Source organism: Paenibacillus sp. QJM3NY_38 (genome assembly GCF_056173265.1).
The window spans coordinates 4,769,521-4,782,333 of record NZ_CM149665.1; the positions used below are offsets into that span (position 1 = coordinate 4,769,521).

Annotated in this window: 10 protein-coding genes; 3 read left to right on the forward strand and 7 right to left on the reverse strand. The window is 49.9% G+C overall.

Features of this window, described 5'->3' with window-relative positions:
• Nucleotides 1–9 precede the first annotated feature (9 nt).
• The gene (locus AC0VZ8_RS21965; protein WP_475484376.1) at nt 10–633 is read right to left on the reverse strand and encodes a TraX family protein; all 624 of its coding nucleotides are present in this window, start codon (nt 631–633) and stop codon (nt 10–12) included.
• A gap of 218 nt (nt 634–851) precedes the next feature.
• Between AC0VZ8_RS21965 and AC0VZ8_RS21970 the strand changes: the two genes are divergently transcribed.
• A complete protein-coding gene (locus tag AC0VZ8_RS21970; RefSeq protein WP_201259374.1) occupies nt 852–1,025 on the forward strand; it encodes a glycine zipper domain-containing protein in 174 nt (57 codons plus the stop codon).
• A gap of 71 nt (nt 1,026–1,096) precedes the next feature.
• On the opposite strand, the gene AC0VZ8_RS21975 is transcribed toward AC0VZ8_RS21970, so the two are convergent.
• The 4 genes from AC0VZ8_RS21975 to AC0VZ8_RS21990 form a co-directional block, all read right to left on the reverse strand.
• Nucleotides 1,097–4,318 (reverse strand): cellobiose phosphorylase, encoded by a 3,222-nt coding sequence (locus AC0VZ8_RS21975; RefSeq protein ID WP_475484377.1) that lies wholly within the window; start codon nt 4,316–4,318, stop codon nt 1,097–1,099.
• Nucleotides 4,319–4,427: 109 nt separating this feature from the next.
• Nucleotides 4,428–5,438 (reverse strand): LacI family DNA-binding transcriptional regulator, encoded by a 1,011-nt coding sequence (locus AC0VZ8_RS21980; protein WP_475484378.1) that lies wholly within the window; start codon nt 5,436–5,438, stop codon nt 4,428–4,430.
• A 152-nt stretch (nt 5,439–5,590) separates the two neighbouring features.
• The gene (locus AC0VZ8_RS21985; RefSeq protein ID WP_475484379.1) at nt 5,591–6,799 is read right to left on the reverse strand and encodes an SLC45 family MFS transporter; all 1,209 of its coding nucleotides are present in this window, start codon (nt 6,797–6,799) and stop codon (nt 5,591–5,593) included.
• Between the two features lie 4 nt (nt 6,800–6,803).
• Complete coding sequence (locus tag AC0VZ8_RS21990; protein WP_220684560.1) at nt 6,804–7,541, reverse strand: glycerophosphodiester phosphodiesterase; 738 nt, start codon at nt 7,539–7,541, stop codon at nt 6,804–6,806.
• A gap of 224 nt (nt 7,542–7,765) precedes the next feature.
• On the opposite strand from AC0VZ8_RS21990, the gene AC0VZ8_RS21995 reads away from it, so the two are divergent.
• Entirely contained in the window at nt 7,766–8,212 is a 447-nt protein-coding gene (locus AC0VZ8_RS21995; protein ID WP_233355010.1) for a MarR family winged helix-turn-helix transcriptional regulator, read from the forward strand.
• 8 nt (nt 8,213–8,220) lie between these two features.
• A complete protein-coding gene (locus AC0VZ8_RS22000) occupies nt 8,221–9,459 on the forward strand; it encodes an MFS transporter (protein WP_475484380.1) in 1,239 nt (412 codons plus the stop codon).
• A 148-nt stretch (nt 9,460–9,607) separates the two neighbouring features.
• On the opposite strand, the gene AC0VZ8_RS22005 is transcribed toward AC0VZ8_RS22000, so the two are convergent.
• Nucleotides 9,608–10,888, reverse strand: coding sequence for an MFS transporter (locus AC0VZ8_RS22005; protein ID WP_260065807.1), 1,281 nt, complete (start codon nt 10,886–10,888; stop codon nt 9,608–9,610).
• A 111-nt stretch (nt 10,889–10,999) separates the two neighbouring features.
• Nucleotides 11,000–12,703 carry a methyl-accepting chemotaxis protein gene (locus tag AC0VZ8_RS22010; protein ID WP_071220013.1) on the reverse strand — a complete coding sequence of 568 codons (1,704 nt, stop codon included), beginning with the start codon at nt 12,701–12,703 and terminating at the stop codon, nt 11,000–11,002.
• Nucleotides 12,704–12,813 lie beyond the last annotated feature (110 nt).

Consider the following 12,813-nt stretch of genomic DNA (forward strand, 5'->3'; position numbering starts at 1 on the left):
AGTGCTTCTCTATACAATCACCCGTAATAACGCAATAATCAGTAAATGCAGAGGATAAAATGAACGCCATACCCAGCGACTCACCCGGATAGACTCCAGTTTCCTCCATACATGCGGGCCATAAGCTATCACAGCCGTCGGGATGACGCTCCACATCTGCAGTTCCCAGTTATTAAGGAACCAGAATAACAGGTTCAACACAAGATGAAGCGGAACAAGCCAGCTGGCCTGAGCATATCGGAAAATCAAAATCAACAGCAGTCCGTAAGCTCCGTAATCAAACGGAAATTCACTCATTAGGGCACATGCGGCAACAACAACCATCCACGATAACAGCTGGGAATCCGAACGTTCCAGCACATATAAAACGATAGCTCCAGCAACCAGGGTAATGACCACATTCAACCCTTCAGGATCCAGCGCAAGCTGATAGGGAATTTGGGAGATCACCGCAATAATGGCCAGCCGAATGATATACTTGGGTCTCGAAGAAGTGTAGCGGTGCCCCTGAACGAGAGCATAGACGTAGATTGGGAAAGCAATGCGGCCGATGATTCTCCAAATCTCCTGATGCGGAAAAAACACAAGCCCTACATGATCAATCAGCATCGTCAGCATGGCGATCCACTGCATGACAACCCCCTCCTCGCACTCGAAGATGTTGAATTCATATGTATTTCAAATCGATATATCTATTATGGGTTGCAACACTGGGACTTGCAAGCGAAGAAAACATGAAGCAGCGGATATCCGGCATCCACGTCCAATATCCTCTATAATATAAACAATAGCAGCTTGAGTAGGAAGGACGCTTGTTGGGATCAACTGATACAGATAGAGGTGACGGTCGTATGGAAAAGAAAAAGAACAACATGGCCCTCGGGATAAGCATGGGGGTCGGCGTCGGGGTAGCCATTGGTGTTGCCATGGATAATGTCGCTATCGGCATAGCGATCGGTGCTGCTATTGGCATTACGTTTGGCTCAGCCATGTCAAGCAATAACAAAAAGCCTCCTCATGAATAAACAGAACTTCAAATAACAGTGAATAGGCCACCCGATTCATCTCGGGCGGCCTGGTTGGCTTTCGTTTCCCTCTATTTCAGCACAGCATGAATGGCCCGGATGTTCCCGTTACGGACTTCATGAGCCAACTCACCTGTAATAAGAGGTCCATCGACCTCGATCGAATCCCCTCCCACCGTGGTGAGAGTTAAACGCTGAATCGTAACGCCGTCCTGACCATACGTATTGGCTGCGCGCTCGCTGCGATACGTCACCTTGACAGCACCAAGGAAGATGAAGGACACTTCTTGATTCTCGTCAAACAGCCACGCTGGAAGAACGGGGTTCAGATGAAGCTGCAGCTGGCTGCCTTCGTATCGGAATACCTTTTTTCCTGCCATCATCGTAATCCACATGCTTAGGAATTCGGCCGTCGATCCGCTCAGCCTTGCCACGAAACCTCGTCCATGCACGTGGGGATCCGGATTCACGCTGCTGGCAATAAACGAGGAGTTCTCCAGCGTGCTGCGTCCATAAACAGCCGGGTCCAGAAAAGGGATGAGGGAGGTTTTGATTTCCGAGAAAAACTCGTCATACAATCCGGCTTTTAATAATGAAAGCAAGTATTTATAGGTCATATGCAAAAATACGGATTCCCGCTCCAGCCAGCCGGCTGTAAATGCACGGATGCGTCCGATTTCATCGGTTTCTCCCTCCAGGCTGACGGACGTTTTATACATTCCGAGCGCGGAATCATACAGATCGGATGCCTTGATCCGGTCATACATCGTTCTCGCCCGGCCTTCATCGGCAAGCTTCATGCCGCGAGACGGTGCCTCCAGAAAATGCGGGAGAGCATAAGCCTTGAATTCAAGCACTTTTGCGGCAGGCAATCCATAGTGGGTAATCACAGGGTTACCCGCTGCATCCCGAACCTCTTCAAATCGCTCGGCTTCAAAACGGAAATACGTTGGCACGATTCCGCCACCCATCTGCTCGGCACGCTGGATACCTTCTTCGATTTTATCCAGAAAGGCTTCGTACATGTTCCTCACGTTCTTCACCGAAATTTCAACCTCCCGGCCGCTGATTCCGTACCGGACCGATGCACGGTAGGATTCACGCTGCCCCGCTACCAAGTCCCAATAACCGAATGAGTCCAGTGAGCCGGACTGATATAGCTGTACGGCTTCGTATACGCTCTCTAAGTAAGACGCAATCTCCTCCGGCACCTGAATCACTTGATGGCCGAACCGCTCGGCCGAATCCACGATAAATGCGACCATCCGCTTCAATTCCATTGTTTCGCTCATGCCCGACCCAAAAAGGCCCGGCAAACCATTCATCGCGTCATTCCAGCCCGGCTTGTTCGCCTCCATCTCTACCCCCATCCCGTAAGGGTCGAGTGTTGCCATTTTATTGAGCGATAATGAGATCATTTTGACAAACAGATTTGTGCGGTAAATGCCGCCTAGTCCGCCATCGACCCGCAGCCATTCCGCAGCGTTCCTTTTTCTGCCGAGCTTGTTCAGTTTCTCCTCGTCCTCCAACAGCGCACCATATTGCCGTACCTTGCCCCGGCTGATCACAACCTTCTCACTCCGCGGAAGGACGTACACCGGGCTGTCAAAGAACGTATACGCATTCTCGCCAAACAACAGTTCCTCATAACGGTCGGGATAAATATCCAAGTAGGTATCAACCAGATCCATATTATAAGTCCAATGATCCGACCAGAACCCTTCGCCGAACGAAGCGGCAAAATGTTGATCGGATATCGCCAACAGCCCGGACAAGAAGCTTTCCTCGCTGATCTCCAGCCTGATGCCTTGATCCGAAATCGCGTTGATGATGTTACCCGGCGTATAATCCCCGGCGCAAGCTTTGGCCAGCTTCTCATAATCTTGCTGAGCCGCGGAGGCCCGCAGCAGTTTCTCCAGTTCCTCTTTCTTCCCTTCACTCACGCGGAATTTCGTTCCCTCGACGCTAAGCGGGTTATATCCGTCGGCTTGAATGAGACTGAAGAACATCCGGATGTTGAATGTACCTACCTTCGGGTGGAAAAACACGTCATTTCGGCGGTTCTGATTCATATCCCGGAAATTGCCGTTCCCCTGTGAGTAGTACTCCGGCGCAAGAGAAAAGAAGTTATAATCCCGCTCCAGATCCCCATGCTTGCGGGAGTATAGATGGACAACGGCCCCTTCCTTCCCGTTATCGAACAGGAACGGATATCCGCCCCGCAGAAAATTGTCCAGATAGGACTGACGGCTATATTCATCAAATAGTGGTGATCCCGTTTTGGTTGCAACATCCTCGGTTAATTCCCGTGTCAACGCCGAGGCCTCCTCGCGTTTACGGAGGATATAGGCAGGTGAACACAAATCTTTGGAGCGCTTATTGATTTTGCCGATATCGTTCACATGGCCTACCAGCGTATACACGGTCGCCGACTCCCCAGGCTCAAGCGTAGCCGACAGCCCGCTGAATCCGCAGGGCACTTTGTTCACGGCATACGGCGTGGCGTTCATCAAAGCTTCCACCGAGCTCACGGCAAATCGATCAGGATGGATTAATGAAGTGTTTCCGCCAAAGATCAGATCAAAGTCTACAAGGGGTTGAATCAACTTCCCGTGCTGATCAAACGACAGATAGAAGTGACCGCTCGTAACTTCGCTGACTTCAGCCTCATCGTGCGTACTGGAGCGAACTTTATAGAACGGGATCCCCCGTTCAAGGTTCTCCACTTCCATCCAGCTTCGAAGGAGATTGCCGACCTCCTTGTACCCGCTATTCTCGACACCGTAAGGCAGAATCTCCGGCATGCCGTCCAGCAGTTCAAGCGATACAGGCTGAGCTCCGATATTCGTTACGCTAACCTCGCGGACAAGGGCGGCAAAATCTTCACCGGGCAGCTGAAAATACGACACCGACGTGCGAAATCCGTTACCGGCATGCTCCTCCTCAATGACCAGCTCATTCTGACGGATCAACATCGTTCTCTTCGCTTTGGAATCCGGCTGAAAGGATTGGAACGGCTCATAGACTGCCGGTGTCCCCGCCATCTTGATAAACGTACGGAAGCCGGTTGTCGACACATTCTTATACGAGATATTCGCCGGGGAAAATTCCATGATCGGCGAGTTCTTGTCGCGTATGCCGAAGCTGCATATCCCCTGACCCCGATTCACATAAAAGGTCCACATCGGTATCCCCTTCAAGCCAGCAATCCCCGGCAGGAAGCTGGAAAACGGTTTGGCGAGATCATACTGCTCGATCACAAAGGTATCCTTCTCAAAACGATAATTTGACATGCTCAGATCCTCCTTAAATGGGTTCATACTTGATTCAACTTCAGAGTTAGATCTCTTTCGAAACCGGTTTCGAAAAGTGGCAAAAATGAGTCCTGCCTTTATATTTCACCTAGGTGACCGGGCGGCAGGATTCCCGGATAATCAATTGAACCGGCAGCATAACCAACTGTACTGTTGCGTCTTGTTCTTCGATCGAAGTAAGAAGGGTCTCCGCCGCAACGGTGCCCAACTGCTCCGTATCCTGGCGTATGGTCGTTAACGCAGGGGTAATATAACGGGACATTTCAATATCATCAAAACCGATGATGGACACATCTCCCGGTACATTCAAGCCATGATCCTGCACGGCACGAATAGCTCCAAGCGCAAGCAGATCTCCAGCGGCATAAACAGCTGTCGGTCTCTCTCTAAGCCCCAGCAGCCTCTTCATGGCTTCATATCCGCTCTCGGTGGAGAAAAAATCGCTGCTGGTTATGTACTCTTCCCTTAGGTCCAGATCAAGCTCCCGAAGGGCTTGCTCATAGCCCTGTTGACGCTGCTCGCCTGCAAACGTATTCAATCCGCCCGATATATGGGCAATGCTGCGATGTCCAAGCGAGTGCAAATACCGAAGTGCCTGCATGCTGCCTCCGATGTTATCGGAGTAAACCGAATGCACCTGCCCCGGTGACGAATCCAGAATGACGCACGGTATGCCGCTATCCAGCAGCTCCTGGAAATCGGGGTCCTCGCTGCTCGACAGAATGACGACCACGCCATCGACGCCCCGGATTTTGCAATGCTCCACATAACTGCTTCTTCGGCCGCCGACATCCTTGGAGATGAACATCAGATCATACCCTTTGGATACGGCAATTTTCTTAAAACTTTCGATGACGGCTCCGAAATAGGGGTGACGAATCCCTGCTCCCGTAGCTTCCACAAAGAGAATGCCAATGGTCCAGGATCGTTTCGTCGTAAGCGATCTGGCGTTTGCGTTTGGAAGATAGCCCATTTCCTTCGCGGTTGCCAGAATCTTGGCTCTCGTCTTCTCCCGGACATCCGGATAGTTGTTGAAGACTTTCGACACCGTCGTAGGCGAATAGCCTGTTTTCTTGGCAATATCATAAATCGTTGTCAACCTTGGAATCAGCTCCTGCACCTTTGCCGGCATTTTTAATTCAAATCTATCTGATATTAGATTCTACCTGTGCCGGCAAGCTCTCGTCAATGTTGTTCCGTACACACTGACCAGCAGGAGCCGAACCTTCGGTTATCAAAAAATCAAATCGGCTAGGACAAGCTGGCGGAAGCGGTCTGCGAGTTTGCAGGGCTTTCCGTTTCCTGATGCCGGATCATGAGCACGCAGATCAGCGCGAGCAGCATGCTGCCTGCGGCGCAATAAAACAGAATCGAATACCCCATGCCATCAATGAGCTTGCCCAGAAGAGGCGGTGACGCGATCGCCGCAAGTGAGGATACCAAATAGTACATTCCCGTCCGTGTCCCAATGCTGTCCTCCGATCCTGTAGATACGATAAATGGATAGGAGTTGATATTGATGCAAGCCCAGAATAATCCGCCAACGGTCAGCAATATGCGAAGCAATAGCAGTGATTCAACCCATGGTACGAGCGCAAAGACAACCAACAGCCCGCTGACGCCGATCAGAATCATCCGTTTCTTGCCGAATTTACCACCAAGCCATCCGCTTGGAATGGCGAACACAACAAAGGCGAGCGAAAAAAACGTCAGGGAAAAGGAAGCCTGCGATTCCGTTAGCCCCATCTCGTTTTTCCCGTACAAAGTAAACAGGGTCTCAACCCCTTGATATGCGACAAACCAGAAAAATATCGCCGCCAAGAGCAGCACCGTTGTCCGATTGATCTGACTCTTAAAGGAAACTTTAGATTTGGCGGCCGTCTGAGCCTGATAGCCTGGAGCGTCACGCTTCTCCTGGATAAACGTCCTCAAGATGAACAACGACACCAGCGTTATGCCCGCTGCGGCAATAAAAGGCAGAGACTGATGTGCGCTATACAGTACCGAGCCCACGCCAAAAGCCAATATGGACCCTATGCCGCCCATAAAGTTAATGATGCCGTTGGCTCTCGTGCGGCGTTTCTCCTCCGTAATATCCGGCATTAATGAAACGGTAGGCGAACGATACAGACTCATGGCCAGGTTCATGAGGACCATAAACAGTATCAATGTCGCCATCCCGTTGTGAAACGGAATGATTGCGGTAAACAGAGCGCCAAGCGGCATACCGATGAGCAGGTAAGGCATTCTTCTGCCGTACCGGGTATGGGTCCTGTCGCTGCGACTTCCGATCCATGGCTGCAAGAACAAGGCAAAGTAATTGTCGATCGTCATAAAGAAACCGATCAGTGCGACACTGGATATGTAATCCTCGAGAAAATAGGGCACAAACGCATTGTACAGCGCCCAGGTAATGCTAATGCTGAAAAAGCCAAAGCCCAGCAGCCATGTTTTCTTCACAAAGTCACGCTCCCTTAATTTGTAGCAATCCCCCGAGTACATCCGGATAATCCGTAATAATGCCCGCCACACCGGCATCGATCAAGGTTTTCATCTGCTCCTCGTCATTGACGGTCCAAGGGTGATAGACTACGCCATGCTGTTTCGCTTCCTCTACCCATTCCGGCAGAACTGCGCGATGGTATGCATGAAGAGCATCCGCTTTAGCCAATTTGGCATACTCCCACGGTTTGTATAAGCCTTCGCCATACAACAGGCCAGTTCGAATTTCAGGATCAATATGTTTGCACTCCACCAGGGAATAATGATTAAAGCTTGAGATGACGATTTGCTCTGACATATTGTAATGTCTTACGGTCTCGATCACGCGCTTTTCCAGCTCAGGATATTGAATCGATCCGTTCTTCAGCTCGATATTAACAATCGTGCCGTGATTTTTCGTTAATTCCAGCAGTTCTTCCAGCAGCGGTATCCGTTCCCCTTGAAAATCCGCTCCAAACCATGAGCCAGCATCCAGCTTGGCCAGCTCGTCGTATGTATAATCCTTGACTAGCCCCTCGGCCCCCGTGGTACGGGCGACACTCTCATCATGGATCAGAACCAGCCTTCCGTCCTTCGTCATCTGAACATCGGTTTCAATCCCGGTAGCTCCCTGCTCCAAGCCTTTGGCAAAGGCAGCCATCGTATTCTCGGGGCATATGGCCGATGACCCGCGGTGTGCAAAATTAATCAATTGTGACATTTGTACTTCCTCCTGAGTGGTGAGATATTGGTTTGTACTATAAATATAGCTCGCAATTGTTAGAGCTATGTTATCATTCCATTTTTCATATTCCACATCGTTTAACGAAACCCTGTCATGCAGATAATTAATTTTTTGAATGGTTTGACTCATTTGCATGTCAGGCATATAATTGTTTAGACAACTATTTTTGAAAACTTGAAATGAAAGGTGTGACTTGTTTCTTGAAAGTACCTAAACGCAACCCCTCCATCGGTTTTCATCTGGGTTACACCTATCGCCGCGCATCCCATTTGTTTGCCAATGCCTTGAAGCCCTATGACATCACTCCCGAGCAATGGCTGGTTCTGTACCACATCGGAGAGCACGAAGGGTTAAATCAAAAGGAAGTTGCCGCCAAAGCGGATAAGGACCAACCGACCACTACGCGTATTTTGGATCTGCTCGAGAAAAAAGGATATACTCGCAAATCCGTATCGGTCAACGACCGGAGAGCTTTCCAGCTCTTTTTGACGGATACAGGCAAAGAATTGATCGAGGCAACCACAACCATCGAAAGTCAATGCGGAAGCCAGTTAATCGAAGGCATTGACGATCATCAATTAGAGATGTTCTGGGACACACTCTCGCGTATCAATGCCAACATACACAACTTAGACAAACAGGAGTGATGTTTCACATGAATGGAACGAATACAAAACAACGATTATGGACCAAAGAATTCATCACCTTGATGGTCAGCAACCTTTTTCTGTTTCTGACCCTGCAGATGATGCTGACCACGCTGCCCGCATACGCCAAGGAGGCGTTTATGGCAAGCCCGCTGCAGGTCAGCCTGATAACCAGCGTGTTCGCTTTCAGCGCGATCGCTTCCCGCTTCGTGTCAAGCAAAGCGCTGGAAAAAGGTAAGCTGCGCCTGCTTCTGTACGTCGGGCTGTTGATCTCACTGGCAGCCACGCTCGGCTATTACTGGGCATCCGGCATTGCCTTTCTTCTGCTGATGCGCGTTTTGTTTGGCATCGGCTTTGGGATGACCAGCACCTCGTTTCCTACAATGGCATCAGACGTCATTCCGATCAAACGACTGGGCGAGGGCATGGGATATTTCGGTTTATCCACTACGCTCGCCATGTCGATCGGACCGATGATCGGCTTGACGCTTCTGCAAGACGGGGGGTTCACACCGCTTGTGATCATCACCGTCATAATCAATGTACTTATCTTCCCGCTTGCCTACGTCTTGACGTCAAGATCAGCAAAACAAAATATGGAGCGCCCCGCAGCGGTTCAACCTCGAGTTGAGGAGCAACCAAAAGGTTCATTCAATAAAAAGCTGATTCTGCCCAGCGTCCTTAACTTTTTGATGTCCATTACGTACGGCGGATTGTTAAGCTTCATGGCGTTGTTCGGCGCCGAGGCTCACCTCCGGAATCCCCAGTATTTCTTCTTGTTCAATGCCATTGCCATTATTTTGGTACGGCCGTTCTCCGGCAGAATCTATGACCGGTATGGACACAAGGCACTGGTTATACCCGCTGCTATTCTAATGGTCGCCGGTTTGTTGTTGCTGACCTTCGCCACATCGACGGGAACTATGCTGTTATCGGCATTATGTTATGGCCTTGGCTTCGGTGCAATGCAGCCATCCATCCAGACCTGGATGATTCAGGAGGTTCATCCGCTGCAGCGCGGCATGGCCAACGGCATGTTCTTTAATTCTCTGGATTTCGGTGTCGCTATCGGCTCTATCGCGCTCGGTTCCATCGCCAAATCCACTTCGTACGCGATCATGTACCGTTATTCAGCCATTGCGCTTGTAATATTAATCCTGATTTATATCATCATGCAGGTAACCGGCAAATCGCGCTCCAAAGCAACCTTACAGCTTGAGGATACCGAACCCACCGCTGCAGGATAACGGAGATAGCAGCGAAGCCTAGAAAAGGCGACGGCATATGAACTTCGAAAGCGTCCCAGGAATGGACCAGGAAACAAAGTGGACGATGGGTGTTCCTCCATGTCACTATGCTCTCTGTCCATATCAGATATGAGAAAGGTCTTGTCCATTATTTATGGACAAGACCTTTCTTTTTCAAGCCCTGGGGTTTCTTGAAGTCAACTCGGTATGAATTCCCTCCGGTATCGTCTTCCTTTGCCTCCGGCTTCACGGCGAATAATGTGAGCAGACTGCCTACAGCCGCAACGGCAGCCAAAGTGCCGAACAGCACCCAATGATTCGCCCCGAGGAGCAGCGAGACAACTGGAGGTCCGAGCGATACGCCGATAAAACGCATACTGCTGTATAGAGAGGTAATGGTACCTCGCTGCTCCTTCTCTATACCTTCCGTCAGCAGCGTGTCCATGCACGGCAGCACCATTCCGATCCCGATGCCGCCAAGTGTCATCATACCGACTACAAAATAAATCTGCGAACTAAATCCGGTGACGATCAGGGAAGCCGTCAAAATGGCCATACCCGCGAAACCTGTCCACTTCTTAGCCGCTTTATTTTTGCCCGTGAATTTACCGGCTAAATAGGAAGCCAGACATAACAAAGCCAGCGGAATCGCAAGCACCAGCCCTTTTACCACACCGTGTAAATTGTAAGTGCTCTCGAGCGTCTCCGACAAATAGAAAAGCACGCCGAACACGCCAAACATCGCAATGCCGCCGATGGCGAATATCGCATACAGCCATCTTCCCTTCTCGTGCAAAACCTGCCTGGTTGTTTTCAAAAACTCGCGTATGGATTGTTTATCGTCGTTGTTCGACTTGGGTGTCTTCACAAGAAAAATGACAAGCACGATAGAGATCAGGCATAGAACCGGAATCGCTATAAAGGGCAAAAACCAGATAAAACTCCCGAGCAGGGCGCCCAGTATTGGACTGACTACCTTGCCAAACGTATTGGAGGTTTCGATAATACCCAAACTCTTACTGACCTTTTCTTCCTCTTTAAACATGTCGCCGACAAGCGGAATGACAATGGGGAATGCCCCGGCAGCACCAATTCCCTGTAGAAACCGTCCTGCCAAAATAACGTAATATGCCGCCGTCCCACTCAGCATCCAGGCAGCCACAGCCGAGACAGCTCCGCCTAATGCCGCAATAATCAAGCTAGGGATGATGATCTTCTTTCGTCCATACCGATCCGATAAATAACCGGCAATCGGGATCAGTAAGATGGCTACAACAGCATACACCGTTATAAGCATACTGACCTTGAAGGAACTGATCCCCAGAGCTTTGGAGATCTGCGGCAAAATGGGAATCAGCATGGAATTGCCTAACGTCATGATGAGTGGTATGGATGCAAGGGCAACCAGATCCCATTTCTTGTTTTCCATAAGAGAAGACCACCTTTGCGTTATCTGTCATCCATATTGTAGGTTTCTTTTCCCCGGAATATGCATGATTGCAAGGTGGCCGTTTTTTTCCCATATACATTTTTTCCTTATTTATACTTTAAAGCCGGACATCAACTGCCGAAGCTTGCTGGACATAACATTCAAATCTTCAACGGAATTTGTAATTTCCTCCATTGAGGCCAGCTGCTCTTCCGTGGCGGCACTGACGCTTTGAGTTCCCCCTGCAGTCGTCTCCGTGACCTCCTGAATTCGGCGGATGGCGTGAACAAGCTCCCCTGCTCCGGAGTTCATCTGCTCTGTTGCAACGGTAACACTCTGAATTTGTTCATTCAATTCACCGACGGATTGCTCAATGTCCTTAAAGGCTCTCTCGGCTCCTTGTGCCACATTCATGCCCTCGGTCACTTCGCGGGTGCCCTGCTCCATAACGCCGGCCAGATCAACAATATCCTGCTGAAGTTCATGGACGAATTGTCTGATTTCGACAGAGGAGTTCGATGCCTGATCTGCCAATTTCCGGACCTCAGCCGCTACAACCGCAAAACCTCGGCCATGCTCGCCCGCCCGAGCGGCCTCAATTGAGGCATTTAAGGCAAGCAGTGATGTTTGCTCCGCAATTTCGATAATGATCTGACCCATCGCTCCGATGCTGGAGGCCTTTTCGCCGAGCGCACGCACCGATTGAGCGGATTGATCCACACTGGTGCGTATGCCTTCCATTTGAGCCAGTGTATGGATAAGCGCCTGTTCCCCTTCAGCCGCAAGTTGGTTCGTCGTTGCTGCCAAGCCAAAGACGTCTTGGGCGGCATGCGCAATGTGTTTCATTCCTTCCGCCATGTCCGTTACCGTAGCCGTCGTTTCCTCGGTATCCTGAAGCTGGTTCTCTACCCCGGCCGCCAGCTCTTCCATAATACCTGAGGTTTGATGGGAAGCTTGGCGAATTTCCTCGGTTGTGGAGTGCAGCGTCGAAGCTGCGATACCGACTTTGCCGGCCGTATCCTGCACCTGTACGACGAGCTCCCTGAAGCCATCGACCAATTTATTATAAGCATCAGCTACATCCCTGATTTCGTCTTTCGTGTTAATCTGTAATCGGGTAACCAGGTCCCCTCCGCCTTCGGCAATCTTCAATAGCTGATCGCTCATCCGATTCAAAGGACGAATCGAACGGGTAAGAAGATATCCTTGAATAGCAAAATAAACAACGGCTGCAACTCCGATCAACATAATGATCAAATTCTGGAATCGGCTGCTGGCCGCAATCTGATCAGCCTGCTTAGCCAAGGCTTCATTTTTATGTACTGTAAATTGTGCGATAAGCGTACTGAAGGACTTGCGCACTTCGCGCTCCTGGTTAAAAGCAGCTTCATATACCCGGAACGGCACAGCCTTGTAAAAACCGGTGTCATACCCTAATTTGTTTAACACCTCATTCACGGCTTCGGTGTATATGACATACCCGGTTTCGATCTCGTTAAAAACGTTGCGGTCTTCCTCAGCCGTCATCAAGCCTTTGGTTTCGGCCATGAGTTTGGCGACGGACTCCTGCTTCGCTTTCAATGAATCTGCAAAGGTCGAATCACCGGTCAATAAGTACCCCCGTTCATCATTAGAGACGCCCGACAATAGGGTCTCCAATTGCGTCAGGTTATAAATGACCTTCTGATCCACTTCAATAATCTTGCTGAACCTCTTCTCCGTCATATTCGAAGTGATAAACGCGATAATTACGATTACCGACGTAACCACTGCAAGAATCGTAGACGAAAGAATTAATTTTGTTTTTATCTTCATCCGCAAGCACCCGACCTTTGATAAGTAATATACCCCCAAACCTTTTTTCGTCAAATTTATGTCAAAAATGAATAGACTCGGCGATCGAGAAAGCGCTTTTCCCGAAAATA

Excerpts from the sequence above, each read along its gene's own strand:
- AC0VZ8_RS22005 (WP_260065807.1), bottom strand. The coding sequence starts at position 10,888 with ATGGAAAACAAGAAATGGGATCTGGTTGCCCTTGCATCCATACCACTC.
- AC0VZ8_RS21990 (WP_220684560.1), bottom strand. The coding sequence starts at position 7,541 with ATGTCACAATTGATTAATTTTGCACACCGCGGGTCATCGGCCATATGC.
- AC0VZ8_RS21970 (WP_201259374.1), top strand. The coding sequence starts at position 852 with ATGGAAAAGAAAAAGAACAACATGGCCCTCGGGATAAGCATGGGGGTC.
- AC0VZ8_RS22010 (WP_071220013.1), bottom strand. The coding sequence starts at position 12,703 with ATGAAGATAAAAACAAAATTAATTCTTTCGTCTACGATTCTTGCAGTG.
- AC0VZ8_RS21975 (WP_475484377.1), bottom strand. The coding sequence starts at position 4,318 with ATGTCAAATTATCGTTTTGAGAAGGATACCTTTGTGATCGAGCAGTAT.
- AC0VZ8_RS22000 (WP_475484380.1), top strand. The coding sequence starts at position 8,221 with ATGAATGGAACGAATACAAAACAACGATTATGGACCAAAGAATTCATC.
- AC0VZ8_RS21965 (WP_475484376.1), bottom strand. The coding sequence starts at position 633 with ATGCAGTGGATCGCCATGCTGACGATGCTGATTGATCATGTAGGGCTT.